The sequence below is a fragment of the Kurthia huakuii LAM0618 genome, assembly GCF_000505545.1.
Taxonomy (GTDB): Bacteria; Bacillota; Bacilli; order Bacillales_A; family Planococcaceae; genus Kurthia; species Kurthia huakuii.
Window position 1 is genome coordinate 239,755 of the sequence record NZ_AYTB01000007.1, and the last position, 26,083, is coordinate 265,837.

The window sequence follows — 26,083 nt, forward strand, 5'->3', positions numbered from 1 at the left end:
ATTATGACGATTCAATGGTTTCCAGGGCATATGGCCAAAGCGCGCCGACAAGTTACAGAAAATTTAAAGCTAGTCGATATTGTATTTGAGCTTATTGATGCGCGTTTACCAATGTCATCGCGCAATCCAATGTTAGATGATATTATTCACCAAAAAAATCGCTTGTTAATTTTAAATAAAGCGGATATGGCAGATGAGCTACAAACGAAGCGATGGATTCAATTTTTTCAAGAAAAAGGACATAAAGCTGTTGCTGTTAACTCGCTTGATAGCAAGGGGTTAAAGCGTGTTACAAAAGCTGCTGAAGAAGTGTTGGCAGAAAAATGGGAGCGTATGCGTAAAAAAGGCTTGAAACCACGAGCAATTCGCGCCATGATTGTAGGAATTCCGAATGTGGGAAAATCAACAATGATTAATCGCTTAGCGAAAAAAAATGTAGCGCGAACAGGGAATATGCCGGGTGTGACAAAGTCTCAGCAGTGGATTAGAGTAGGTAAGGAATTAGAACTACTTGATACGCCAGGGATTTTATGGCCAAAATTTGAAGATCAACGTGTTGGCGCTAAATTGGCGGTTACAGGTGCCATTAAAGATGCTATTACAAACATGGATGATTTAGCGATTTTTGGGTTAAACTTTTTAGAGACGTATTATCCACAACGTTTACACGAGCGTTATCAAATTGACGGTTTAGAAGATCCTATCGTTGGGACATTTGATCACATTGGTAAGTTGCGTAACATTAAAGTTTCTGGTGGCGACATTGATTATGCACTTGTTTCTGAATTAATTGTTCGTGATATTCGTAACGAACATTTAGGAAAATTAACATTTGATTTTGTAGAAGATTACGAGTAAATGCCAATTGGTCGACAATGTCTTTTAGGCATTGTCGGCTTTTTCATTACATAGCGGCCATTTTTAGCCGATAGAAGGAGTAGTTCAATGACAACGATTAAAGAAATAAAAGAAAAATTAGCAAAAGAAACATCGTGGCAAAATTGGATGGATGAATTGGAAAAAGATGCGCGTACAGGTGTACAAAATGCATTGAACACGTGGCGCCGAACGCAAGTCAAACAACAAAAATTATTTGATGAGCATTATGCTAAGTTAGCATTCGATGAATCATTTCGTAACGATAAGATAGTACTCATTGCTGGAACAGATGAAGCAGGGCGTGGTCCATTAGCGGGCCCTGTCGTAACAGCCGCTGTTATTTTACCAAATGATGCCTGCGAGAATTTAATTGGATTAAACGACTCAAAGCAATTATCGCATGAGAAGCGCGAAGAATTTATCGATAAAATTATGGATACAGCAGTAGCGACGGCAGTCCATTTTCAATCGGTTAATGTGATTGATGACATTAATATTTATGAAGCGACTCGACAATCGATGAAGGCATCTATTGAAAATTTAGCAATACCACCAGATTATGTACTAGCAGATGCGATGACATTAGATATAGAAATTGCACAAAGCTCAATTATTAAAGGAGATGCTAAAAGTTTAGCAATTGCAGCCGCTTCTATTTTAGCAAAAACGGCACGAGATCATTATATGGAGGAAATGGATGTGAAATATCCTGGATATGGCTTTGCACAACATGCAGGTTATGGAACAAAACAACATTTAGAAGCGATAAACCATCTTGGCGTAACTCCGATTCATCGAAAAACATTCGAGCCAATCAAAACGATGCTTTCGAAAGGATGAGAATATGAATTTAGCAGGCGTAAATGTACAACAAGCACAAATGTCATCTAAGCAACAGGCAATCGTTGTAAAAGAAGGACAGGTGTTACATGGCACAATTAAAAAACTCTATCCGGATCAAAAAGCAGAAATTCAAGTAGGTAATCAAAAAATGATGGCACAACTAGAAATGCCATTAAAAGCTGGTGACGCACATTTCTTTCAAGTGACAGGTACTTCGCCAGAGTTATCTTTAAAATTAGTTTCTGGGCCTTTGACATCGCAATCAACGACACAGCAAGCATTACAATTAATGAAAAGTATGAATTTACCTGATTCAAAGGAAATGCAGCAAATCATCAAACAGTTTTTAAAGCAAGATGTACCAATGTCACGTGAGCAGTTAATCCAAGCTGAACACGTATTAAAATCGACAACGATTCCGGCAACGCAAGCATTAGATGCATTATCTAAAATCGTACAGTTAAAATTACCGATGACCGAAAATTCATTGCAAGCAATTGTACAAGGGAGCGCTAAAACAGGTTTTCAAGCTGCGTTACAAAACTTACAGCAACTTATTCAAAATGATTCATCATTAAGTGGTTCGCTTAAAGAAGCGCTTTTAAATAGCTTATTGCGGTTACAAAAACCATTGGCAATTGAAACGGGTAGCGTCATGTTAGCCAAAATGCTAGACAGCTTGCTATCAGCCGCAACGAGTGCGACAACAAAGCAAGCGATGTTAGCAATGTTACGAGAAGCTGGCGTATTGCCGCAAAATGCCAATATGATGAATTTTTTATCAAATTCATTAGGAAAAGCTGATGCTAATCCGACAGCAACGTTACAAAACGCTTTGCAACTTGTACAACAAAATCCGCAAAATCTAGAAGCACGAGCAGCATTACAACAAGCTATACTTAACCACACGGGGATAAGTTCATCATCAAAAGAAGCGGTTATGACAGCATTAAATCGCGTTAGCCTTGCGCCAACAAATCCGTATATAGCACAGTTAAGTACAGTTGTTTCAAATGCATCGGCTACAACAAATCCTGCAACACCAACGCAAATATTAAATACTATTGTACAAACAAACCTGACAAATCTATCACCCGTTCTATCACAATTAGCACAAACGGTTCAACAAGATGGGCAATTGCCACAAGCATCAAAAGAAGCAATTATAACAGTATTACAAAAATTTGATTCCGCGCAAGCATCAACGCAAACGATTCAAACATTAGCTAAAAATATACAGCATGAATTAGTAAAAGGGTATAGCGAACAATTGCAACAACAACCATTGCAACAAGGTGTGACTCAGCAAACAAAAATACAGTTATTGCAATTGTTAGGTGTGCAACCACAAATGATGGACGAGGCTATGGAAGCGTTGACATATCAAGCAACAAAAACAGTTAATCCAATAACACAGCAACTATTGCAAAATACCGAATTGCAACTGCAACAACAAATGAATGGAAAAGCATTCGAAATAATTTTACGACATACATTGCAAAGTTTAGGGCTCAATTATGAAGCAAATTTAAGTAATAAAGATACAAACTTAGAACAACTTCAGCAGCAACTAAAACCACAATTAATGGCCTTATTACAAGATGAAACAGCACATTCCACAACGCGCCAAGCAGCGGAAAATATTGTGGCGCGAATGAATGGAATGCATTTTTTATCAGGGGAAAATGGACCACAGCATCAGTTGATTATGCAAGTTCCACTTGATTTTTTTGGCAAGCAAACAGATGCCACGTTACAGTGGAATGGCCGCATGAAGAAAAATGGAAAAATTGATGCTGATTATGCACGGGTCATGTTTTATTTAGATTTAGCGTCGTTAGAGGAAACTGTTATTGATATGCAAGTTCAAAGTCGCGTCATTACTGTAACAGTGTATAATGAAAAACATGATTTAATGCAGTTTGCTGAGCCGTTGAGAGCATCGTTAGAAAAGGGGCTAGAAGCGCACGATTACAAATTATCCGGTGTCTTAATAAAACCATTTGAACGCGCTACAAAAGACGTGAAACCGATGTTGCATGCAACGACAAGTACTGGTGAAGGAGGAGTTGATTTGCGTATATGATGGAACAACATGAAAAAAGACAAGAAGCAGTTGCGCTTAACTTTGATCCAAGCAGTGGCGGAGCACCGAAAGTTTTGGCAAAAGGCAAGGGAAAAATTGCTGAGAATATTTTAGAGCAAGCAAAAATGCATGATATTCCAATTCAAGAGGACCCCTCTCTTGTCCAATTATTAGGACAATTAGATTTAAATGAGTCTATTCCTGAAGAATTATATCAAGCAGTAGCAGAAGTTTTTGCCTTTATTTATCGATTGGATCGTACGTATGATAGCGTCCAAAAAAAAATCCGCTAAATTTCGTTGTGCGAAATTTAGCGGATTTTGTGTCTAAAGAAGAAATTTATAGAAAATATAAAAGATATTGTAGTATAAAACATAGACAGTTTAGAATATTTTATATACAATAAAGAATGTAACATGAAAGTTTTACAAAGAGATGGGAGGAAGTTTCATGAATATCCATGAGTATCAAGGGAAAGAGATTCTTCGTCAAAATGGGGTAAAGGTTCCTAAAGGTATCGTTGCATTTTCACCAAAAGAAGCGGTGAAGGCAGCTAAAGAATTAGGTTCCGAGGTAGTAGTAGTGAAAGCTCAAATCCATGCTGGGGGGCGTGGTAAAGCAGGCGGTGTCAAAATCGCAAAATCACTAGACGAAGTAGAACAATACGCAAAAGAACTTTTAGGTAAAGTATTGGTAACACACCAAACTGGTCCAGAAGGAAAAGAAATTAAGCGCCTTTACATAGAGGAAGGCTCAGATATTAAAAAAGAGTATTATGTAAGCTTACTCGTTGATCGCGCGACTTCACGTGTAACACTAATGGGGTCTGAAGAGGGCGGTATGAATATCGAAGAGGTTGCAGAAGAAACGCCGGAGAAAATCTTTACAGAAGTGGTAGATCCTATTGTAGGATTAACGGCTTTCCAAGCGCGTCGTCTTGCGTTTAATATTAATATTCCGAATAATTTGATAAATAAAGCAGCAGACCTATTCTTAGGTTTATATAAAACATTCATCGAAAAAGATGCTTCTGTTGTGGAAATTAATCCACTTGTTGTGACAGGTGGAGATGAAGTTGTTGCATTAGATGCGAAATTCAACTTCGATGGCAACAGTTTATATCGTCATGCGGATGTAGTAGAACTGCGCGACTATGATGAAGAAGATCCGAAAGAAATCGAAGCATCAAAACATGACTTAAGTTATATTCCACTAGATGGCTCAATTGGTTGTTTAGTAAATGGTGCCGGACTTGCAATGGCAACAATGGATACAATTGGTTACTACGGTGGTAGCCCAGCGAACTTTTTAGATGTTGGTGGTAGTGCAACACCAGAAAAAGTTAAAGAAGCATTTAAAATCATTCTTTCAGATGCACAAGTAAAAGGTATTTTCGTTAATATCTTCGGTGGCATTATGAAATGTGATGTAATTGCAGAAGGTGTTGTAGCAGCAGCAGGCGAACTAGGTTTAGAAGTCCCACTTGTTGTTCGTTTAGAAGGTACGAATGTTGAGTTAGGTAAAGAAATTTTACGTCATTCAACACTAAATATCGTGGCAGCAGCATCACTTGCAGACGGCGCACAAAAAATTGTAGAGCTTGTAGGCTAAGAAAGGGTGGAATAAACATGGGTATTTTCATCAATAAAGATACAAAGGTGCTTGTTCAAGGTATTACAGGTTCAACAGCACTTTTCCATACAAAACAAATGTTGGAATATGGTACAAAAATCGTTGCAGGTGTAACGCCTGGTAAAGGTGGGACGTCTATCGAAGGTGTTCCAGTATTTAATACAGTTAAAGAAGCAGTAGAAGCAACAGGTTGTAATGTATCTGTAGTATACGTACCTGCACGTTTTGCAGCAGACTCAATTTTAGAAGCAGTAGAAGCAGAATTAGATATGGTTATTTGTATTACTGAACATATTCCTGTCTTAGATATGGTTCGTGTAAAGCGCTACATGGAAGGCAAAAAAACACGTTTAGTAGGACCAAACTGCCCAGGTGTTATTACTGCTGATGAATGTAAAATTGGTATTATGCCAGGATATATTCATACAAAAGGTCATGTGGGAGTTGTATCGCGTTCTGGTACTTTAACATATGAAGCAGTACATCAATTAACAACAGCAGGTATTGGTCAAACAACTGCTGTAGGTATTGGTGGGGACCCTGTAAATGGCACAAACTTCATTGATGTACTAAAAGAATTTGAAGCTGATCCAGAAACATTAGGTGTTGTCATGATTGGTGAAATTGGTGGTACAGCAGAAGAAGAAGCAGCTGAATATGTGAAAAATCATATGACAAAACCAGTTGTGGCATTCATCGCTGGTCAAACGGCACCTCCAGGCAAACGAATGGGGCATGCGGGTGCAATTATTTCAGGTGGTAAAGGAACGGCAACAGATAAAATTGCAGCACTTAATGCGGCAGGTATTGAAGTTGCGCCTACTCCATCAACAATCGGTGAAACTTTTATTAAAGTAGTTAAAGAACAAGGTATTTATGATCAAGTAAAAACACATGCTGAAAAGCAACATGTGTAAAATTTAAGAAAAAAATAAACGGGATTGCGTGTAAACGCGGTCCCGTTTATTTTTTTGGAGAGGATGAGGTTTATGTTACAACAATCATTGCGAGAATTTTTATTGAGGTTACATTATGTTATGCCTGTGCCTATTAACCGTTTTTGGCCATTATTAATGACTTTTCAACACACTGAAGAAATTTCTGTACAACAATTAACAAAATTTCTTAAAATCACTACGCCAAAAGCTACTCAACTACAAAAGTTTTTGCAAGAGCATCAAAATTTTTCTTTTTCTTCATATTATAAAGAACAAGGAATTGAGCCAATTACATTTTTTGATGCAAATTATCCAGAGAATTTACGTCAAATTTATGATCCACCAAGTGTTATTTATGCTAAAGGTAAACTTGATATTTTGCAAAATCAACGAAAAATTGCAGTTGTAGGTTCACGAAAAGCATCAAAATATTCGAAAGATGTTTTAGAACACTTACTACCATCGCTTGTAAACGAAGAATTTGTCGTTGTAAGCGGTTTAGCTAAGGGGGCCGACAAAATGGCTCATGATGTGACAATGAAGCTAGGAGGGGCTACAATTGGTGTATTAGGGTATGGTTTTCAGCATATTTATCCAAGAGAACATGGTGACTTGATGAAAGAGATGAGTCAAACGCAGTTACTTATTAGTGAATACCCACCGTATATGGGGCCGAAAAAGTGGCAATTTCCAATGAGAAATCGTCTGATTAGCGGAATAAGTTGGGGAATTCTTGTGACAGAAGCACAAAAAAAGAGTGGGACTTTATCAACGGTAGATTATGGATTGGACCACGGAAGAATGATTTTTGTGATTCCTGGAAATATTTTGTCACCTCTTTCTGAATTACCCCATAAATTGGCTTCAGAAGGTGCTACGCTTGTATGGAACGGCTCTCAAATCCTTGAAGAAATGGCCGGTTTTTTATTTTTGAAATGAAAAATGGTTGCAAAACTTGGATTTCTGTTATACATTTTGCAACAGGTATTTGTTTTTAAATTAAGAAACTTCACCTCTTACTAAGGGGGAAATCACATGTCAGATTATCTAGTTATTGTAGAATCGCCGGCGAAAGCGAAAACAATCGAGCGATATTTGGGAAAGAAATATAAAGTAAAAGCTTCTATAGGTCATGTTCGAGACTTACCTAAAAGTCAAACGGGGATTGATACAGAGAATAACTATGAACCGAAATACATTACGATTCGTGGTAAAGGACCTGTATTACAAGATTTAAAAAATGCAGCGAAAAAAGCCAAAAAAATCTTTCTCGCAGCCGATCCAGACCGTGAAGGAGAAGCAATTGCTTGGCACTTAGCAACGGCATTAAATATCGATAAAGATTCGGATTGTCGTGTTGTTTTTAATGAAATTACAAAAGATGCAATTAAAGAATCTTTTAAACATCCGCGTCCAATTGATATGGACTTAGTTGATGCACAGCAAGCTCGCCGTATTTTAGACCGATTAGTAGGGTACAACATTAGTCCATTACTATGGAAGAAAGTCAAAAAAGGATTATCTGCAGGTCGCGTTCAATCCATTGCATTACGTTTGATTATTGATCGTGAAAATGAGATTAATAAATTTAAACCAGAAGAATATTGGACGATTGACGCACAGTTCGAAAAAGATAAAAAACAATTTGACGCATTATTTTATGGTACAGGCACTGACAAAGTAAAATTAACAAATGAAGAAGAAGTAAATGCAATCTTAAAACAAATAGACGGTGAAGATTTCGAAGTTGCAAAAATTGTAAAACGTGAACGCAAGCGTAATGCAGCAGCAGCGTTTACAACCTCTTCTCTTCAACAAGAAGCTGCGCGTAAGTTGAATTTCCGTGCGAAGAAAACAATGATGTTAGCGCAACAGCTGTATGAAGGGATTGACCTAGGGAAAAAAGAAGGTATTACAGGTTTAATCACATATATGCGTACAGACTCTACTCGTATTTCAGAAACAGCGAAAAAAGAAGCGAATAGCTATATTGAAGAAACTTATGGAGAAGATTATACAACGCCTGTTTCACAGCAAGCGAAAAAATCAGAAAAAGCGCAAGATGCTCATGAAGCGATTCGTCCGACATCTACAATGCGTCACCCAGATCAATTAAAAGCGGTGCTCTCACGTGATCAATTGCGTTTATATCGCTTAATATGGGAGCGTTTTATTGCGAGCCAAATGGCACCAGCTGTGTTAGATACAGTAACTGCCGATTTAATTAATGGAGATATTACATTCCGTGCGACAGGTTCACATGTGAAATTTTCTGGTTTCATGAAAGTGTATATCGAAGGAAATGATGATTCAAAAGAAGATAAGTCGAAAGATAAATTGTTACCGCCGATGCAAGAAGGCGATATTGTTAAAAGCCTTGATATTGTACCGAAACAGCACTTTACGCAACCACCACCACGTTTTTCAGAGGCTCGTTTAGTTAAAACGTTAGAAGAATTAGGTATTGGGCGCCCATCAACATATGCGCCGACATTAGATACGATTCAAAAACGCGGATATGTTACGCTTGAAACGAAACGTTTTGTGCCGACAGAACTTGGTGAAATCGTTCATTCATTAGTCAATGAATTTTTCCCGGAAATTATTAATATTGAGTTTACTGCGAAAATGGAACGAGACTTGGATAGTATTGAAGAAGGTAAAACAGAATGGGTTAACATTATTGATGCCTTTTATCAAGATTTTGAAAAAAGCTTAAAACATGCTGAAGTAGCAATGGAAAAGGTTGAAATTAAAGATGAGCCAGCAGGTGAAGATTGTGAACTTTGTGGGCATCCAATGGTTTTCAAACTTGGTCGTTATGGTAAATTTATGGCATGTAGTAATTTCCCAGAATGTCGCAATACAAAAGCTATTGTGAAAGAAATTGGTGTGAAGTGTCCAACTTGTCATGAAGGCGAAATTGTTGAGCGTAAAAGCAAAACAAAACGTGTATTCTATGGTTGTAATCGTTACCCTGATTGTGACTTTGTATCATGGGATAAACCAATTGCTCGTAAATGTCCAAAATGTGAGCATTTATTAGTTGAGAAAAAAGTTAAAAAAGGTACACAAGTACAATGTACAGAGTGTGATTATAAAGAAGAAACTGTTGAAAAGTAGATAGTTGAGAAAAAAGGGATTGTGCTTTAGCGCAATTCCCTTTTTTTATAAAACATGGCTACTTGCTACTACGTGATAAAACGATTCTATCCCAATCATTGTTTTGCTAGATAGAACATAGTAGCGTTTTATTTAGTGTACTGTTAAAATGAATCTTAGATTGAGAAAAAACGCAAAAGAAAAAAAGGCAGGTAAGTAACATGACACCAATCGTAAATGTAATCGGAGCAGGTCTTGCTGGTAGTGAAGCAGCATGGCAAATCGCAAAGCGTGGCGTAAAAGTGCGCTTATATGAAATGCGTCCAGTGAAGCAAACTCCAGCTCACCACACAGATAAATTTGCAGAGCTTGTATGCTCAAATTCATTGCGTGCAAATTCTTTAACAAACGCGGTTGGCGTAATTAAAGAAGAGATGCGCCAATTAGATTCTGTAATTATTGATGCAGCGGATAATTGTGCTGTACCAGCAGGAGGCGCGTTGGCTGTAGACCGTCACGAATTTTCAGGTTATATTACTGAAAAAGTAAAAAATCATCCAAATGTTGAAGTAATTAACGAAGAAGTAACAGAAATTCCTGAAGGTATTACTGTAATTGCTACAGGTCCATTAACATCGCCAGCATTAGCGGAAAAAGTACGTGAAGCTACAGGTCAAGATTATTTATACTTTTATGATGCAGCAGCACCAATTATTGAAAAAGATTCAATTGATATGGATAAAGTATATTTGAAATCACGTTATGACAAAGGTGAAGCGGCGTATTTAAATTGCCCAATGAATAAAGAAGAATTTTATGCATTCCGTGAAGCATTAGTAGAAGCAGAAAGAGCTCCTCTAAAAGAATTCGAAAAAGAAAAATATTTTGAAGGCTGTATGCCAATTGAAGTAATGGCTGAACGTGGCGAAAAAACGATGTTATTTGGACCGATGAAGCCAGTAGGTCTTGAAGATCCAAAAACAGATAAACGTCCATACGCGGTTATTCAACTTCGTCAAGATGATGCAGCTGGAACACTTTATAATATCGTAGGGTTCCAAACACATTTAAAATGGGGCGAGCAAAAACGTGTATTCAGCATGATTCCAGGTTTAGAGAATATTGAAATCGTACGCTATGGCGTAATGCACCGTAATACGTTCATTAATTCACCAAAAGTGTTAGCACCAACGTACCAATTAAAAGCAATGCCAAACGTATTCTTTGCAGGTCAAATGACAGGTGTTGAAGGATATGTAGAGTCTGCAGGCGCAGGTTTAGTTGCAGGTATTAACGCAGCGCATATGGCACTAGAACAAGAACTTGTAATCTTCCCGAAAGAAACAGCGCTTGGTAGTATGGCACGCTATATCACAGAGGCAGATGCGAAACATTTCCAACCAATGAATGTAAACTTTGGTTTATTCCCTGAACTAGGTGAACGTATTAAATCAAAACAAGAGCGCGGCGAACGTCATGCAGCTCGCGCGTTAGATGCACTAAAGCAATTCAAAGACACAACTGTACTGTAATTTTAAATTCTTTCTGTAGTACACAAATGTATTCTACAGAAATAAATTTGATTCGGTCCTTTAAAGTTGTTATACTTTGAAGGGCTTTTTTTAATGCTTCAAGAGAATAACCTTAACTTACAACTCGATTGTTCAACAGTTTGTCACGAATTGACAGAAAATAATTACAATCTATGTTTTTCTTAGAGCCTTCTCGCTTTATTTAATAGTGAGACAATGAGAGAATAAAGATAGATCGCTCAACGTGAATGAGGTGTTCGAATGGAAATTCAGAAGATTCAAGCGCTTGCCGAGTTTATAACCTACATTAAATTCGAAAAAAATTATGCTTCTTCAACCGTTTTAAATTATGAACAAGACTTAACACGTTTTTTTGAATTTTTAGAACAAGAAGGGGTAGAAGATTTAGAAACGGTGGCGTATCTTCACGCACGGTTATATGTAACACAGTTATATGATGAGCAAAAAGCGCGCGCGACGATTTCGCGAAAGATTTCTGCGATTCGTTCGTTTTTCCGCTTTTTAAATAAAGAGTATCAATTGGATGATGCCGCATTCCAAGCGTTATATCATCCGAAAAAAGAAAGTCGCTTACCGCGCTTTTTTTATGAGGAAGAATTAACGAAACTGTTTGAGGCAAATGAAGGGGAAGATGTAAAGGCGCTACGCAATATGGCGATTTTGGAATTGCTTTATGCTACAGGTATTCGTGTTAGCGAACTTACATCATTATTAGTAAAAGATGTTGATTTATCATTAGATATTGTACGTGTCATGGGGAAAGGGAGAAAGGAACGGTATGTACCGTTTGGACACTATGCTCATGAAGCGATTGTGCGTTATATAAATGAAGCGCGCATACCATTGATGAAGCAGTCGCATACGAAGTTATTTGTAAATATGCGTGGTGGGGAACTCACATCACGTGGCGTTCGTTATATTTTAAACGAGATGCTCAAGAAGGCAGAGATGCATGGAGTCATTTATCCGCATATGTTACGTCATACATTTGCAACACATTTGTTGAATAACGGAGCGGATTTACGAACAGTTCAAGAATTACTTGGACATACATCGCTATCATCTACGCAAGTTTATACACATGTAACGAAAGAACATCTTCGAAATACCTATATGAATGCTCATCCGAGAGCGTAATGACAAAGAGGAGTGAAGATTGTGGATATGCAAATGCATGCAACGACTATTTTTGCAATTCAGCATAAAGGTCAAAGTGCGATGGCTGGAGATGGTCAAGTAACATTAGGTCAATCAGTTATTATGAAAAATACTGCTAGAAAGGTACGCCGTTTATATAACGGTCAAGTACTGGCCGGGTTTGCCGGATCTGTAGCGGATGCTTTTACATTATTTGAAATGTTTGAAGGAAAGTTAACGGAGTATAATGGTAATTTACAACGCGCTGCTGTAGAAGTAGCAAAACAATGGCGCGGCGATAAAATGCTTCAAAAATTAGAAGCTTTATTATTAGTCATGAACAACGAAACTTTATTGCTTGTATCAGGCTCAGGTGAAGTTATTGAGCCTGATGATGGTATTTTAGCGATTGGTTCAGGTGGCAACTATGCGTTAGCAGCTGGTAGAGCATTACAAAAACATGCAGGTGATTCTATGACTGCAAAAGAAATCGCAAAAGCATCATTAGAAACAGCTTCAGATATTTGTGTCTTTACAAATCGTAATATCATTGTGGAGGATTTAGACGTATGACAATACAACAAACACCAAAACAAATGACAGAATACTTAAACCGTTATATTGTTGGCCAAACAGAAGCAAAAAAATCTGTCGCAGTAGCATTACGTAATCGATATCGTCGCCAACAATTATCAGAAGAAATGCGTGAAGAAGTTATTCCGAAAAATATTTTGATGATTGGACCAACAGGTGTTGGTAAAACCGAAATTGCACGCCGTATTGCTAAATTAGTAAAAGCTCCATTTTTAAAAGTGGAAGCAACTAAATTTACAGAAATAGGTTATGTTGGTCGTGATGTTGAATCGATGGTTCGTGATTTAGTTGAAGTTGCCAATCGACTCGTAAAAGAAGAAAAACAAGAAGAAGTTCATGATCAAGCTGAAAAGTTAGCGAATGAACAGATTGTAAAACTTTTAGTACCAAGTGTGCGTAAAAAGAAACAGCCGAATATGACAAACCCTTTTGAAATGTTTTTTGGTAATCAACAAGAAGAGGACGAGGACGCAACAGAAGACACGCAAGTTCGTGTGAAACGTTCTCAAATTATGGAAGATTTAGCGGCTGGAAAGCTTGAAAACGAATGGGTAACTGTCGAAGTGGAAGAACAAATGAGTATGATGATGATGCCAGGAATGCCGGGTATGGATATGAATGGTACTGGTATGGGTGATTTATTATCAAACATGATGCCAAAGAAAAAGAAAAAGCGTCGCTTACAAGTAAAAGAAGCGCGTCGCATTTTAACAATTGAAGAAGCAAATAAGCTGATTGATAGTGATGAAGTAGCGGAAGAAGCAATTTATCGAACAGAACAGATGGGCATTATTTTTATTGATGAAATCGATAAAATCGCTGTCAAAGGTAACGGCGGCAGTCAACCTGGTGTATCCCGTGAAGGCGTTCAACGTGACATTTTACCAATTGTAGAAGGTTCTACAGTGAATACGAAGTATGGTGCTGTTCGTACAGATTTCATGCTCTTTATTGCAGCAGGTGCTTTCCATATGTCAAAACCGTCTGATTTAATTCCTGAATTGCAAGGTCGTTTCCCGATTCGTGTAGAATTGGAGAAATTAACAAAAGAAGATTTTGTACGGATTTTGAAAGAACCAGATCACTCACTTATTTTGCAATACCAAGCGTTACTTGAAACAGAAGGTATTGAAATTGCGTTTACAGATGAAGCCATTGATCGCTTAGCAGAAATTGCAATGGAAGTAAATTTAAATACCGATAACATTGGTGCGCGTCGTTTACACACAATTTTAGAAAAACTATTAGAAGATTTATCATTCGAAGCTTCTGATATTGCACCAGCACATATTGATATTACACCTCAATATGTGGACGGTAAACTAGGTAAAATCGTTAAGAACAAAGATTTGTCAGAGTTTATTTTATAGTTTATAATTAAAATGTAGAAAATTGAAAAACTTTTGAATTTTCCGTAAATAAAGGACAATTCAATCAGGAGGAACACTTTTAAAATGAATTTATTAGCAAAAATTCGTAAAATTAACTCAATGCTTCAAGCTTCAGCTGGTAAGCCTGTCAACTTCAAAGAAATGTCAGAAACACTTGGCGAAGTAATTGATAGTAATGTATATATCGTAAGTCGTAAAGGTAAATTATTAGGTCTTACAATCAATCAACAAATTGAAAACGAACGTATTAAAAAAATGTTTGAAGAACGTCGTTTCCCAGAAGCATATACTAAAAACTTATATGATTTCCAAGAAACAGTTGCAAACATTGGTATCGATGATGAGCATACAGTATTCCCTGTAGAAAACAAAGATACATTTAAAGATGGTTTAACAACTATTGTTCCGATCATCGGCGGTGGGGAACGTTTAGGTACATTAGTGCTTGGCCGTATTGCACACGCATTTGAAGATGAAGATTTAGTGTTAGCTGAATATGGGGCAACTGTAGTCGGTATGGAAATCTTGCGTGAAAAAGCAGAAGAAATTGAAGAAGAGGCACGTTCAAAAGCAGTCGTACAAATGGCAATTAATTCGCTTTCTTATTCTGAACTTGAAGCTATTGAACATATCTTTGAGGAATTAGATGGCTCAGAAGGTTTATTAGTAGCTTCTAAGATTGCTGACCGTGTAGGTATTACGCGCTCAGTAATTGTTAATGCACTACGTAAATTAGAATCTGCAGGTGTTATTGAGTCACGCTCGTTAGGTATGAAAGGTACTTATATTAAAGTTTTAAATAATAAGTTCCTTGCTGCATTAGAAGAAATTAAAATGCGTTAATGATAAATAAGAAAAGAAGAGGTTGGGACATAAGTGGAAATTCCAGCCTCTAATGGAGAAGGGAATGTCGAATTTGACATTCCCTTCTCTATTTTTTTTATGCGCAAATTGGTAATTACCATTCCTGTATAGCGTATTTTCTTAAGTTTGTCGCCATTAATGCGAGGCTAATTTCATTTTTCACTTTCGATTTTCCTCGGATGGAGAATCGAGTGAAACCTAAATTAGCTTTCAAAAATCCAAAAAGTGGTTCTACGTTAATTTTACGTTGACGATCGTAAAATATATTAGTTCCCTTTTTAAAGAAAATGAAACATTTAATTAACATAAAAGTAATATTAAGGAATAATATATTATAAAGTAAAAAAGACTTATATAAATTGAAAAAAAAGTAAAAAACGAAGTGGCTTCAAAGTCCTTATAAACCAAGTTTACACTACTTGTATAGTGTGAATAGATAGCGAAAATACGCTATAATATAGTGAAAATAACATTAAGTTTGAACTGTTATGCAACTTAAAATGGTATATACGGACTATTAAAAAAGCTCTGGAATCAATAGACACACTGTCGCTTATTTATTACAATTAACATATTGATATTATAGTGCTTTGTTTATAGTTAAGATTGAACTGAGGTGAAAAAAGTGGGGTTATTTAGTGGTACAATTAGTAATTTAGAATATGGTTTATCATATGCTTCAACTAAGAACAAAGTAGTTGCACAAAATATAGCAAATAGTGATACACCTAATTATAAAGCAAAAGATGTTAGTTTTGCGAAGTTATTAGAAGACGCGAAAACATCTTCAATATCTGCATATCGAACAGACAATCAACATATTAATTTTACAACAAACTCAGCGAAAGCACCGGGTGTGTATAGCTATACAAATTTAAGTTATCGCCAAAATGGTAATGGTGTAGACATGGATAAAGAACAAGCTAGTTTAGCTGAAAATACAATTTATTATAACGCATTAATTGATCGCGTAAATGGCAAACTTAACTCATTGTTAACAGTTGCTAAGGGAGGAAGTTAAGAATGTCAATTTTTAGCAGTATGGAAACAACGGGAAGTGCATTAACTGCACAGCGTTTGCGTATGGATGTTGTTTCATCGAATCTAGCAAACATAGATACGACAAGAGCAAAACAAGTTGATGGGGAATGGGAACCATATCGCCGCAAAACAGTGACATTGACTGCTCAAGAATCTGGACCTTCTTTTTCTAATTATTTAAGTGCAGCAATTGGACGTAGTGATCAATCAACAGGAAAAGGTGTAAAAGTTACGAACATTAACGAAGATACTGAAACACCATTTAAATTGATTTATGATCCAACAGATCCAGATGCTAATGACGAAGGCTATGTTCAAACATCAAATGTTGATTCATTAAAAGAGATGACAAACTTAATTTCTGCTACGAGATCATATGAAGCAAATGTGACAGCATTTAATGCAAATAAAGCAATGTTATCGAAAGCTTTAGAGATAGGTAAATAAAAGAATTAAAAGGAGTTTTTAATGATGGCTATATCTCCTGTATCAATTATGCAACCTGTTACGCCTACTATGATGCAAACGACAGGGACAAATAATATAAAAACAGATGCATCTTTTAGCACAATGTTGAAAGATGCTATTAATCAAGTAAACGAAACACAGGCGACATCTGATGTTTATACAAATAAATTAGTGAATGGGCAAGATGTAGAGCTACATGATGTAATGATTGCTTCGCAAAAAGCAAATGTAACATTAAACACGGCTCTATCAATTCGGAATAAAGCAGTCGAAGCTTATCAAGAAGTTATGCGTATGTCAGTTTAAGGTTAACCTTTGAATACGCTGCATTTACAAGTAACCGGAGGCATAAAATGAATGAAAGAGTAAATAATATTAAAACGAAATTCTCGGAGTTCTGGGGAAGTCGTTCAAAGAAGCAAAAGATTGCGTTAATTAGTAGCATCGTAGCAATTATTGCGTTAGCAGCAATTATTACATATTTTGCAACCCGCGTTACTTACAAACCGCTGTATTCAAATTTAACCGCGAGTGAAGTTGGTCAAATTAAAGAACAATTGGACGCAGATGGTGTTAAGTATCAAATTGGAGAAGGTGGAACTGCAATAATGGTTCCAGAAAATCAAGCAGATGATTTACTTGTGAGTTTAGCTTCTCAAGGATATCCTCAATCAGGTGAAATTGATTACTCTTTCTTCTCTGAGAACGCGGGTTTTGGCATGACGGATAATGAATTTAATGTGTTAAAAATCGCTTCAATTCAAACTGAATTAGCAAAATTATTAAAACAAATGGATGGTATTAATGATGCAAAGGTTATGCTGTCTATTCCGGAAAAAAGTACTTTTGTGACAAGTGGTGAAAATGCAGAAGACTCTAGTGCTTCCATTGTATTAGACACTCAAGCAGGGCAACAATTTTCCGATGAACAAATCAAAACATTATACAATTTAGTAGCAAAATCTGTACCGAATTTAAATACAGATAATATTATTATTACGAATCAGTATAATGAATATTTTGATTTAACATCAAATTCTATTTCAGGCGCTAATGGGGCAGGTAATGCGGCAAATCAATTAGCGGTGAAGAAACAAATTGAACGCGATTTACAAAGACAAGTTCAATCATTATTAAGCAATATTATGGGAGCTGGAAAAGCTGTTGTTACAGTAACTTCTGATATTGATTTTACACAAGAGCAACGTACGGAAAAGTTAGTAGAACCTGTTGATAAAGAAAATATGACAGGTATTACAATAAGTGCTCAAAAAATCTCAGAGACTTATTCTGGTACAGGTGCAGCCGCGGCGGGCAATGCAGAAGCAGATGGAGCTACGGATAATTTCACAGATTATCAGCAAGCCGGTGATACAGGGACAGGAGATTACGAACGAACTGAAGATACTGTCAATAATGAAGTGAATCGTATTAAACGACAAATTACAGAAAGTCCATATCGTGTACGTGATTTAGGTATTCAAGTTGTGCTAGAGCCACCGACTGCGGATGATCCAACATCATTGCCGGCAGATACGGAAGCAGCTGTTCAAGATATGCTAGCATCAATCGTTCGGACATCTATTGATAAAAATTCGGCAGGCGATTTGACAAATGCGGATGTTGCACAAAAAATTAACGTTTCTGTTCAAAAATTAAATGGTAAAGCGACAACTGCAACTGACGCAGGTACAACAATTCCTTGGTGGATTTGGGTAATTGGAGGCGTTTTAGTTGTTGCTATTGGATTATTAACATTCTTTATTATTCGTTCACGTCGTCAAAATCGCGAAGAAGAATACTATGATGATGAAGAATACTATGATGAAGAGATGGACGTTGAGGACATTGCGAATGAAAAAGATTCAGAAGCAACAGTTCGTCGTAAACAACTAGAAAAAATGGCTAAAGATAAGCCAGAAGACTTTGCAAAATTATTACGTACATGGATTTCAGAAGACTAATGGGAGGGACATGCTTTGGTAGCAAAAAAAGAAAAAGAGCTTTCTGGTAAACAAAAAGCCGCACTCCTATTAATCTCATTAGGACCTGAAGTTTCTGCTGCAGTGTATAAACATTTATCTGAAGAGGAAATTGAACGTTTAACATTAGAAATTTCAGGCGTGAAAAAAGTAGAACCAGAAGTAAAAGAAGAAATAATCGAAGAGTTTCATAATATTGCTCTTGCGCAAGATTACATTGTGCAAGGTGGTATAGGCTATGCAAAAACAGTTCTTGAAAAAGCTTTAGGAAATGATCAAGCACAACAAATTATTAATCGCTTAACATCGTCATTACAAGTTCGACCATTTGATTTCGCACGTCGAACAGATCCAGCACAAATTTTTAACTTTATTCAAAATGAACACCCACAAACAATAGCGTTGATCTTGTCCTATCTTGAGCCACAACAAGCAGGAACGATTCTTTCATCTTTACCGCAAGAAGTACAAGCAGATATCGCGAAACGTATTGCAACAATGGAATCAACATCACCAGAGGTAATTAGTGAAATTGAGTCTGTCCTAGAGAGAAAGCTATCCTCTACCGTTACACAAGATTACACAGAAACGGGTGGCGTAGATGCAGTAGTCGAAGTATTAAATGGTGTTGATCGACAAACAGAAAAAACAATTCTCGATGCGCTTGAAATTCAAGATCCTGAACTTGCAGAAGAAATTAAAAAACGTATGTTTGTGTTCGAAGATTTGGTTACACTCGACAATCGTTCAATTCAGCGCGTTATTCGCGATGTCGAAAACGAAGATTTATTACTATCTATGAAAGTATCAAGCGAAGAAGTCAAAGATATTTTATTCAAAAATATGTCTCAACGTATGGCAGAAACATTTAAAGAAGATATGGCGGTTATGGGGCCTGTTCGTCTACGTGATGTCGAAGAAGCACAGTCGCGTATCGTGGCAGTTACTCGCCGTTTAGAAGATGCTGGAGAAATTATTATTGCTCGTGGTGGAGGAGATGACATTATTGTCTAGAATTTATCGTCCAGGTACAGGGATGGACCAGCCAAATATTCGTACCATTGAAATTCGAGAATTTATGGTTCCGACTGTCGACGAAGACAATGACGTTGTACCAGATATTTCATTAGAGCAATTATATGCTGAACGTGATCAATTACTTGAAGAAGCTCGACAGGAAATTGCATTAAAACAAGAACAATTTAAAGTGTTATGTACTGAAAAAGAACAAACTTTAATAGAAGCACAACAGCAATGGCAAGAAGAAAAACTTCAATTACAACAGCAAGCCTACGATGAAGGTTTTACTCAAGGGATAGAAGAAGGACGTAATAAAGCATTAGAGAATATGTCGCGTGATATTCAAATTGCTAATGATACGATGGCTCAATCAGAAAAAAATGCGCAAGCTTATTTGGATAGTCAAGAAAGTGTAATTTTAGAATTAGCCATCCGCTCAGCGCAACGAATTTTAAATGTAAATTTAGAACAAAATCCTTCGAATTATGTGCATATTATCGAACGTGCGTTGAAAGAAGTCCGAGAGAGTGATTTTGTAAAGATTTATGTTGCAGCTGAAAATCATGTTCTATTGACGCAGAATAGAGATGAACTAGTCGCAATGTTCCCGCCAAACATGCCATTTATGATTTTTATCGATGAGGACCTTTCAAATCAGGAGTGTTATATCGACACAAATCACGGGAGACTCATTGCAAGTATTGATGAACAACTAAATGAATTACGTCATCATTTAAGTGAACTATTGGAAAGTGTGGAGTGAGATTAAATGAAGGCCGTAGAATTATTAGAACAATTACAAGCAGTGCCAACGTTCAAGAAATATGGTCGTGTGACACGCGTTGTAGGGTTAATGCTTGAATCACAAGGCCCTGAAAGTTCTATAGGTGATGTGTGTAAGATTCATGTTTACTCTTCACATGCTGGACATCAAGAGATTCTTGCTGAAGTAGTAGGATTTAGAGATGAAACCGTCGTTTTAATGCCATTCAAATCATTAAGAGATATTTCTATTGGTTGTCTTGTTGAAGGAACAAATAAACCGCTTGAAATTAAAATTGGGCCAGAATTGATTGGGAAAATATTAGATTCGATGGGGAAACCGTTAGATGGTTCAGCATTGCCTAAAGGCTTAGCTGTTGTAGATACAGAAGGAGAGCCGCCAAATCCATTGACTAGACCACCTATAGAAGAGACTTTAGAAGTTGGTGTTAAAGCTATTGATGGGATGCTGACTGTGGGAAAGGGTCAACGTGTCGGGATTTTTGCTGGGTCTGGGGTAGGTAAATCGACTTTGTTAGGTATGATTGCAAGAAATACAACAGCCGATTTAAATGTTATTGCACTAATAGGAGAACGCGGTCGAGAAGTAAGAGAATTTATAGAGCGTGATTTAGGACCTGAAGGATTAAAACGAACTATTGTTATAGCAGCTACATCAGATCAACCAGCATTGATGCGTATTAAAGGTGCTTTTACAGCTACAGCTATTGCAGAATATTTCCGCAATAAAGGATTAAATGTCATGCTCATGATGGATTCAGTAACTAGGGTTGCGATGGCACAACGCGAAGTAGGGTTAGCTACGGGTGAGCCACCAGCACAAAAAGGTTATACGCCGTCAGTATTTGCTATTTTGCCAAAATTATTGGAACGTACAGGAACAAATGAATATGGAACGATTACAGCATTTTATACGGTATTAGTAGATGGAGATGATATGAATGAACCTATTGCAGATACTGTACGAGGAATTCTAGATGGTCATATTGTTTTAGATCGAACTTTGGCAAACAAAGGGCAATATCCAGCCATTAATGTGCTAAAAAGCGTTAGTCGTTTAATGAACCATATTGCAACAAAAGAACATAAAGCTGCGGCAGAAAAATTAAGAGAACTTTATTTCACATATAGTAAGTCGGAGGATCTTATTAATATTGGTGCCTATAAAAAAGGAACATCAAAGGAAATTGATGAAGCTATTTTTTATGAACCATTGATTACAAATTTCTTGAAACAAGGTTATTTGGATCCAGTTTCGTTAGAAGAAAGTGTTAATGAACTTGTTCAGTTGGCAAATCGCGGAGGGTAGTACATGACAAATTACCAATATCGTTTTGATTCAATCATGGTTATAAAAGAACAAGAAAAAAATGAAATTGAAATGGCTTATAAAGAAGCTATACAAAATTTTGAAAACGTTGCACAAAATTTATACGAATCGTTAAAGAGAAAAGAAGATTTAATTATTTATCAAGAGCAGCGTATGAAAATAGGCATGAGTATACAAGAAATGCATAGTAATGCACAATTTCTTGATAGTATGGAAAAAACCATTATGAATGCACAAAATAAAGTAATACAAGCTCGTTCTAAAATGGAATGGTTTGAAGAGAAGTTATTAGAACAAACATTAGAGTGTAGAAAATATGAAAAAATGCGAGAAAAAGATTATGAAGTTTTTAAATTAGAAGAGAATCGGTTAGAAATGCTTCAACTTGATGAGCTTTCGCAAATCGCTTATTACAATAAAGAAATTAGGTGATTTTAATGGCACAACCAAAAAAACGACCTGCAAAAGGAAAGAGACCACCTAACGGCCGAGAAGATGTAGGGGAAGAAAAAAAAGCACCGGGGAAATTTCAAAAAGCTTTTTTTTGGGTTATTATTCCATTGTTATTTGCTTCAGCAATTTTATTAATTGTTTTTCAAGTGACAGGAACAAATGTGTTTGAAAAAGCAAAAGAGCTTACTGGCATTTCCCAAAGTGACGATGCCAGAAAAGTTAATAATAAAAATTATGAAGATCAACTTGTAAGTTTGAAATCGCAGTTACAAGAGAAAGAGGCCGAAATTAAAGGTTTACAAGATCAAATTGATCAACAAAAAACAGATGCTAAAAAAGAGAGAATAGAAAAACGTCGTTTAAAGAAAGAAATAAAAAAATTAAAATCTGATTCTAAAGATGAAATGACAAATACAAGCATTGAGACCCTTGTTGCTACATATGAACAAATGAGACCAAAATCTGCTGCGCCAGCACTAGTAGCACTTAAAGATGAAGAAGCTGTTGCTATTATGAGTAAATTAAAGACAGAAACATTAGCAGCAATTTTAGAAAAAATGTCTCCGGATGATGCAGCGCGTTTTACTACGTTATTATCTGCGAAGAAAACTGATAATAAAGATGAAACAAAAAATACAACTAACTAATAGCTTTGAAGGGAGGTGGAAAAGTGAACCTTGCAACAATGCAAATAGGTGCAACTATTCCGAAATCTGTCGGTACTGGAATTTCTACAAATTCTACAAATGGACAGGAGGATAGATCATTTACAAAAACTTTAAATGCAGCAAAGATTAAAGAAATATTACCAAATCAACAAAAAAAAATGAATGACGAGAATTCAACTGGAAAATTCCAATTAAATTTAGGTTTAGGTGCTTTATTAGAAAGTAGCCAAATAAGACCAGACGTAGCTGAAGTCGATATTTATAGTTTATTGAATGCATCAAATTTATCTGAATTAGGAATAGAAATTTCAGAATTAGATTTAGCAATGGGGCAAACTTCATTAGAGCAATTGACTCAAATTCTCAACATAGATATGGAGAATCTTATAAAAACATTTAGTGAACTGAGTGATGAAGAAGTAACAGGAACAATTTTATGGGACATATTACAGAAACTTGATGACAGTGCGTTTACGTTTATGCAAAATCTAGCAACTTCTTTAGAAGGTAAGGGGAATGTTTCAAAAGTAATGGCAACAGATGTTGTTAAAATTCTAAAATTTGTTGAGTTAGCAGCATCTAAAACAGATTTAACATTGCAGCAAGAACTGCAAACTTCACAAGTGAAAAATTGGTTGGCAACAGTTGCCTCGCGTGTAACAGAAACAGCGCAAACGCAGCAAGATGCTAAAACAATGTTGAATACGACTTTAACGGGAACATTGACCAATACAAAAGAAGTAAGTTCCGCTGTGAAAGTTATCCAACCTAGTGCCAACGAAAATATAGTAAATACGAAGTCGACAACAACAGAATTAGCAGGAAATGCTGTGGCAAAAATTGTCCCACAAACAACAACTGTAACAATTTCATTGCCGCAAACAACACCAGCTTCACAAGCTGAAAATTTTGTTAAACAATTTGAAAAAATTATGAATCGTAGCCAATTAGCAAATAACGCGCAGAGTCAACGTTTACTAATTAAGCTTTATCCAGAACATTTAGGCTCTGTACGAATTGAATTCTCACAACAAAATGGTGTGATGAGTGCACGTATTTTAACGTCTACAGCGGCTGGTAAACAAATGATAGAGAGTCAATTGCATCAGCTAAAGACAGGTTTAGTAAATCAAAATATTCAATTAGATCGAATTGATATTTCGCAGGCATTATCTGAGCCATCACGCGGGGAACAGCGTAATCAGCAATTTAATCAACAATCATCTATGAATCAACAAAATGCCAATGACCAAAAGGAAAACCGTCAAGATGAAGATGGTTTAACATTTGAAGAACTATTAGCAGAATTAGAGGTGTAGGTTATGACAACAACTATTCAAAAGCAATATGGTATGCCGAGTAATGGCGTAACCGTTCTTCCAGAGGGAGCAAATACTTCATTAGGAAAAGATGCATTTTTAAAATTATTAGTAACTCAATTACAATATCAAGATCCAACTAGTCCAATGGACAATTCACAATTCATTTCACAAATGGCACAATTTTCTTCTTTAGAGCAAATGCAAAATGTCGCATTGTCTATCGAAAATTTAACAGCAGTCACACAACAATCTCAGATGATTCAATTCAATGCTTTTGTTGGGAAAACAGTAAAGTATCATATTACAACAACAGAAACAGGGAAAGAGACAGGTGAAATTGTAAAGCCTGGAGAAGATGGAGAAGGCAGTGAAGATGTCACTAAACCAGATCCAGGTGTTGAGACTGGGACTGCGACGATTGTTAGTGTTAAATACGATGGTTCAACAGCAAAATTTGTACTAGGTAACGGAAAAGTCATTGAAGCTGCAAATATTTCTGAAGTGCTATCTGGAAATTCAACGAATAACTCTGGAAATTCTCTTGTAGATTCAAGTATGTTAATCGGAAAAAATGTGACGTTTAAAAACGAACAAGGTGAAGAACAAACATCAACAGTAGAGTCGGTATCACGTAAAGATAATTCGATTGTTTTTAATTTAGTAGGTGGTATTCAAATTACAGAAGACCAGATTACGGCTATTGCTCAGAAAGCGTAAACTTGTTGCGATATATTCAACCAATACAATCAGCAAATACTGTTAAACAATCACCTAGTGTAGCAACACATAAAATAACGACAAAACAAAATTTCCAACATTTATTAGAGCAGCAAAGCTCATTGAAAATTAGTAAGCATGCTTCTCAGCGCTTAGACCAACGCAATATCAAAATAGATGCAGTAGAATGGCAAAGAATTACGGACAAAGTGTTAGAAGCTAAGCAAAAAGGTATTCAGGAACCGCTTGTTGTAACACCGACGACAACAATGATTGTCAGTGCTAAAAATATGACGGTTATTACAGCAATGAGCAGGCAAGAATCAGAAAATCAATTATTTACAAATATTGATGGAACGATTATTTTATCATAGGCAGGACCTGTAAAAGGGTGCCTTCGTATTACCGACTGATAGAGGTAATATACTTTTTAAAATCGAAGGGAGAAATTTTATTATGTTAAGATCAATGTATTCAGGTGTTAGTGGTTTACGAAATTTCCAAACAAAGCTAGATGTTATTGGTAATAATATTGCCAATGTTAATACGTATGGTTTTAAAAAGGGACGTATTACATTCAAAGATTTAATTTCACAAACGTCTGCAGGGGCTGGTGGTGCGACAGATACAATGGGAGGCACAAATCCAAAGCAAATTGGTTTAGGCTCAGCAATTGCTTCAATTGATACGATTGCTGATCAATCATCATTACAAACGACAAATCGTGTTTTAGATTTAGCGATAGAGGGTGACGGCTATTTTGAAGTTGCAAAAAATGGTGAAACGATGTACACGCGTGCAGGAAACTTTTATGTAGATAGTGCCGGTTCTCTTGTAACAAGTGATGGAGCTTATGTACAAACTGTTGGTGGTGGAGGGAATATTGTAATACCTCCAGAAGCAACCGAAGTATCAATTAGTCAAGATGGAACAGTGAATGCTATTGTCGATGGTGAACTCCAACCATTAGGTCAAATTGGTCTTACAAGATTTAATAATCCAGGAGGGCTGACAAAAGTTGGTGCTAACTTTTTCAAACCATCTGCTAACTCTGGCGAACCACTTCAAGGTACTCCAGGACAAGAAGGTAACGGTTTAGTTCAATCTGGTTTCCTTGAAATGTCTAATGTAGATATGTCAGAAGAATTTACTGAGATGATCATTGCTCAACGTGCTTTCCAAGCTAACTCTCGTATTATTACAACATCTGATGAAATTTTACAAGAATTAGTTAACTTGAAACGTTAATTTTAAAGCTTTTTGTATAAGAAAGGAGGAGG

General features: G+C 36.5%; 26 protein-coding genes and 1 pseudogene. 26 read left to right on the top strand and 1 reads right to left on the bottom strand.

Annotated elements, in window-relative coordinates:
• The first annotated feature begins 3 nt into the window (after positions 1-3).
• The 13 genes from ylqF to codY all read left to right on the top strand — a co-directional run bounded on the left by ylqF (position 4) and on the right by codY (position 14,998).
• The gene (gene ylqF / locus V514_RS0102970; RefSeq protein ID WP_029498215.1) at positions 4-858 is read left to right on the top strand and encodes a ribosome biogenesis GTPase YlqF; all 855 of its coding nucleotides are present in this window, start codon (positions 4-6) and stop codon (positions 856-858) included.
• An 87-nt stretch (positions 859-945) separates the two neighbouring features.
• Entirely contained in the window at positions 946-1,719 is a 774-nt protein-coding gene (locus V514_RS0102975) for a ribonuclease HII (RefSeq protein WP_029498217.1), read from the top strand.
• Between the two features lie 4 nt (positions 1,720-1,723).
• Positions 1,724-3,808, top strand: coding sequence for a hypothetical protein (locus V514_RS0102980; RefSeq protein WP_029498219.1), 2,085 nt, complete (start codon positions 1,724-1,726; stop codon positions 3,806-3,808).
• Positions 3,805-4,101, top strand: a complete 297-nt coding sequence (locus tag V514_RS0102985; RefSeq protein WP_029498220.1) for an EscU/YscU/HrcU family type III secretion system export apparatus switch protein — start codon at positions 3,805-3,807, stop codon at positions 4,099-4,101. The genes V514_RS0102980 and V514_RS0102985 overlap by 4 nt, the downstream gene beginning before the upstream one ends.
• Positions 4,102-4,258: 157 nt before the next feature.
• Positions 4,259-5,419 (top strand): ADP-forming succinate--CoA ligase subunit beta, encoded by a 1,161-nt coding sequence (sucC, locus tag V514_RS0102990; RefSeq protein WP_029498222.1) that lies wholly within the window; start codon positions 4,259-4,261, stop codon positions 5,417-5,419.
• Positions 5,420-5,436: 17 nt separating this feature from the next.
• The gene (gene sucD, locus V514_RS0102995) at positions 5,437-6,357 is read left to right on the top strand and encodes a succinate--CoA ligase subunit alpha (protein ID WP_029498223.1); all 921 of its coding nucleotides are present in this window, start codon (positions 5,437-5,439) and stop codon (positions 6,355-6,357) included.
• 72 nt (positions 6,358-6,429) lie between these two features.
• Positions 6,430-7,317 (top strand): DNA-processing protein DprA, encoded by an 888-nt coding sequence (gene dprA / locus V514_RS0103000; RefSeq protein ID WP_029498224.1) that lies wholly within the window; start codon positions 6,430-6,432, stop codon positions 7,315-7,317.
• 96 nt (positions 7,318-7,413) lie between these two features.
• Complete coding sequence (gene topA / locus V514_RS0103005; protein WP_029498225.1) at positions 7,414-9,501, top strand: type I DNA topoisomerase; 2,088 nt, start codon at positions 7,414-7,416, stop codon at positions 9,499-9,501.
• Between the two features lie 200 nt (positions 9,502-9,701).
• A complete protein-coding gene (trmFO, locus tag V514_RS0103010) occupies positions 9,702-11,012 on the top strand; it encodes an FADH(2)-oxidizing methylenetetrahydrofolate--tRNA-(uracil(54)-C(5))-methyltransferase TrmFO (protein WP_029498226.1) in 1,311 nt (436 codons plus the stop codon).
• 261 nt (positions 11,013-11,273) lie between these two features.
• Positions 11,274-12,170: a tyrosine recombinase XerC gene (gene xerC, locus V514_RS0103015; RefSeq protein WP_029498227.1), complete on the top strand. Its 897-nt coding sequence runs from the start codon at positions 11,274-11,276 to the stop codon at positions 12,168-12,170.
• A gap of 27 nt (positions 12,171-12,197) precedes the next feature.
• Positions 12,198-12,743, top strand: coding sequence for an ATP-dependent protease subunit HslV (hslV, locus tag V514_RS0103020; RefSeq protein WP_029498228.1), 546 nt, complete (start codon positions 12,198-12,200; stop codon positions 12,741-12,743).
• On the top strand, positions 12,740-14,134 hold the full coding sequence (hslU, locus tag V514_RS0103025) for an ATP-dependent protease ATPase subunit HslU (RefSeq protein WP_029498229.1): 1,395 nt from the start codon (positions 12,740-12,742) through the stop codon (positions 14,132-14,134). The genes hslV and hslU overlap by 4 nt, the downstream gene beginning before the upstream one ends.
• Before the next feature lie 84 nt (positions 14,135-14,218).
• Positions 14,219-14,998, top strand: coding sequence for a GTP-sensing pleiotropic transcriptional regulator CodY (gene codY, locus V514_RS0103030; protein WP_029498230.1), 780 nt, complete (start codon positions 14,219-14,221; stop codon positions 14,996-14,998).
• Between the two features lie 115 nt (positions 14,999-15,113).
• On the opposite strand, the pseudogene V514_RS19915 reads toward codY, so the two are convergent.
• Positions 15,114-15,269: pseudogene (locus tag V514_RS19915) on the bottom strand (transposase); the annotation flags it as partial.
• A gap of 375 nt (positions 15,270-15,644) precedes the next feature.
• On the opposite strand from V514_RS19915, the gene flgB reads away from it, so the two are divergent.
• The 13 genes from flgB to flgG all read left to right on the top strand — a co-directional run bounded on the left by flgB (position 15,645) and on the right by flgG (position 26,051).
• Positions 15,645-16,040 carry a flagellar basal body rod protein FlgB gene (flgB, locus tag V514_RS0103035; protein ID WP_029498231.1) on the top strand — a complete coding sequence of 132 codons (396 nt, stop codon included), beginning with the start codon at positions 15,645-15,647 and terminating at the stop codon, positions 16,038-16,040.
• A gap of 2 nt (positions 16,041-16,042) precedes the next feature.
• Entirely contained in the window at positions 16,043-16,507 is a 465-nt protein-coding gene (gene flgC, locus V514_RS0103040; protein ID WP_029498232.1) for a flagellar basal body rod protein FlgC, read from the top strand.
• A gap of 24 nt (positions 16,508-16,531) precedes the next feature.
• Complete coding sequence (fliE, locus tag V514_RS0103045; RefSeq protein WP_029498233.1) at positions 16,532-16,834, top strand: flagellar hook-basal body complex protein FliE; 303 nt, start codon at positions 16,532-16,534, stop codon at positions 16,832-16,834.
• Positions 16,835-16,881: 47 nt separating this feature from the next.
• A complete protein-coding gene (gene fliF / locus V514_RS0103050) occupies positions 16,882-18,492 on the top strand; it encodes a flagellar basal-body MS-ring/collar protein FliF (protein ID WP_029498234.1) in 1,611 nt (536 codons plus the stop codon).
• A gap of 15 nt (positions 18,493-18,507) precedes the next feature.
• Entirely contained in the window at positions 18,508-19,524 is a 1,017-nt protein-coding gene (gene fliG / locus V514_RS0103055) for a flagellar motor switch protein FliG (protein ID WP_029498235.1), read from the top strand.
• Positions 19,508-20,293, top strand: a complete 786-nt coding sequence (locus tag V514_RS0103060; RefSeq protein WP_235073055.1) for a FliH/SctL family protein — start codon at positions 19,508-19,510, stop codon at positions 20,291-20,293. Before fliG ends, V514_RS0103060 begins: the two co-directional genes overlap by 17 nt.
• A gap of 6 nt (positions 20,294-20,299) precedes the next feature.
• Positions 20,300-21,622 carry a flagellar protein export ATPase FliI gene (gene fliI / locus V514_RS0103065; protein ID WP_029498237.1) on the top strand — a complete coding sequence of 441 codons (1,323 nt, stop codon included), beginning with the start codon at positions 20,300-20,302 and terminating at the stop codon, positions 21,620-21,622.
• A gap of 3 nt (positions 21,623-21,625) precedes the next feature.
• Positions 21,626-22,075 (top strand): flagellar export protein FliJ, encoded by a 450-nt coding sequence (fliJ, locus tag V514_RS0103070; RefSeq protein WP_029498238.1) that lies wholly within the window; start codon positions 21,626-21,628, stop codon positions 22,073-22,075.
• A gap of 5 nt (positions 22,076-22,080) precedes the next feature.
• Complete coding sequence (locus tag V514_RS0103075) at positions 22,081-22,743, top strand: MotE family protein (RefSeq protein ID WP_029498239.1); 663 nt, start codon at positions 22,081-22,083, stop codon at positions 22,741-22,743.
• A gap of 38 nt (positions 22,744-22,781) precedes the next feature.
• Entirely contained in the window at positions 22,782-24,083 is a 1,302-nt protein-coding gene (locus V514_RS19595; protein ID WP_161630162.1) for a flagellar hook-length control protein FliK, read from the top strand.
• Between the two features lie 3 nt (positions 24,084-24,086).
• Positions 24,087-24,803 (top strand): flagellar hook assembly protein FlgD, encoded by a 717-nt coding sequence (locus V514_RS0103085; protein WP_029498242.1) that lies wholly within the window; start codon positions 24,087-24,089, stop codon positions 24,801-24,803.
• A 2-nt stretch (positions 24,804-24,805) separates the two neighbouring features.
• Positions 24,806-25,177, top strand: coding sequence for a TIGR02530 family flagellar biosynthesis protein (locus tag V514_RS0103090; protein WP_327059445.1), 372 nt, complete (start codon positions 24,806-24,808; stop codon positions 25,175-25,177).
• Positions 25,178-25,259: 82 nt separating this feature from the next.
• Positions 25,260-26,051 carry a flagellar basal body rod protein FlgG gene (gene flgG, locus V514_RS0103095; RefSeq protein ID WP_029498244.1) on the top strand — a complete coding sequence of 264 codons (792 nt, stop codon included), beginning with the start codon at positions 25,260-25,262 and terminating at the stop codon, positions 26,049-26,051.
• The last annotated feature ends 32 nt before the right edge of the window (positions 26,052-26,083 follow it).

Bases quoted from the DNA above. Each gene is read 5' to 3' on its own strand.
- dprA (WP_029498224.1), top strand. From the start codon at position 6,430: ATGTTACAACAATCATTGCGAGAATTTTTATTGAGGTTACATTATGTT.
- V514_RS0102985 (WP_029498220.1), top strand. From the start codon at position 3,805: ATGATGGAACAACATGAAAAAAGACAAGAAGCAGTTGCGCTTAACTTT.
- V514_RS19595 (WP_161630162.1), top strand. From the start codon at position 22,782: ATGCAAATAGGTGCAACTATTCCGAAATCTGTCGGTACTGGAATTTCT.
- hslV (WP_029498228.1), top strand. From the start codon at position 12,198: ATGCAAATGCATGCAACGACTATTTTTGCAATTCAGCATAAAGGTCAA.
- topA (WP_029498225.1), top strand. From the start codon at position 7,414: ATGTCAGATTATCTAGTTATTGTAGAATCGCCGGCGAAAGCGAAAACA.
- hslU (WP_029498229.1), top strand. From the start codon at position 12,740: ATGACAATACAACAAACACCAAAACAAATGACAGAATACTTAAACCGT.
- sucC (WP_029498222.1), top strand. From the start codon at position 4,259: ATGAATATCCATGAGTATCAAGGGAAAGAGATTCTTCGTCAAAATGGG.
- fliE (WP_029498233.1), top strand. From the start codon at position 16,532: ATGGCTATATCTCCTGTATCAATTATGCAACCTGTTACGCCTACTATG.
- V514_RS0103060 (WP_235073055.1), top strand. From the start codon at position 19,508: ATGACATTATTGTCTAGAATTTATCGTCCAGGTACAGGGATGGACCAG.
- fliI (WP_029498237.1), top strand. From the start codon at position 20,300: ATGAAGGCCGTAGAATTATTAGAACAATTACAAGCAGTGCCAACGTTC.
- fliF (WP_029498234.1), top strand. From the start codon at position 16,882: ATGAATGAAAGAGTAAATAATATTAAAACGAAATTCTCGGAGTTCTGG.
- ylqF (WP_029498215.1), top strand. From the start codon at position 4: ATGACGATTCAATGGTTTCCAGGGCATATGGCCAAAGCGCGCCGACAA.
- V514_RS0103075 (WP_029498239.1), top strand. From the start codon at position 22,081: ATGGCACAACCAAAAAAACGACCTGCAAAAGGAAAGAGACCACCTAAC.
- flgC (WP_029498232.1), top strand. From the start codon at position 16,043: ATGTCAATTTTTAGCAGTATGGAAACAACGGGAAGTGCATTAACTGCA.
- sucD (WP_029498223.1), top strand. From the start codon at position 5,437: ATGGGTATTTTCATCAATAAAGATACAAAGGTGCTTGTTCAAGGTATT.
- trmFO (WP_029498226.1), top strand. From the start codon at position 9,702: ATGACACCAATCGTAAATGTAATCGGAGCAGGTCTTGCTGGTAGTGAA.
- V514_RS0102975 (WP_029498217.1), top strand. From the start codon at position 946: ATGACAACGATTAAAGAAATAAAAGAAAAATTAGCAAAAGAAACATCG.
- flgG (WP_029498244.1), top strand. From the start codon at position 25,260: ATGTTAAGATCAATGTATTCAGGTGTTAGTGGTTTACGAAATTTCCAA.
- V514_RS0102980 (WP_029498219.1), top strand. From the start codon at position 1,724: ATGAATTTAGCAGGCGTAAATGTACAACAAGCACAAATGTCATCTAAG.
- codY (WP_029498230.1), top strand. From the start codon at position 14,219: ATGAATTTATTAGCAAAAATTCGTAAAATTAACTCAATGCTTCAAGCT.
- fliJ (WP_029498238.1), top strand. From the start codon at position 21,626: ATGACAAATTACCAATATCGTTTTGATTCAATCATGGTTATAAAAGAA.
- V514_RS0103085 (WP_029498242.1), top strand. From the start codon at position 24,087: ATGACAACAACTATTCAAAAGCAATATGGTATGCCGAGTAATGGCGTA.
- xerC (WP_029498227.1), top strand. From the start codon at position 11,274: ATGGAAATTCAGAAGATTCAAGCGCTTGCCGAGTTTATAACCTACATT.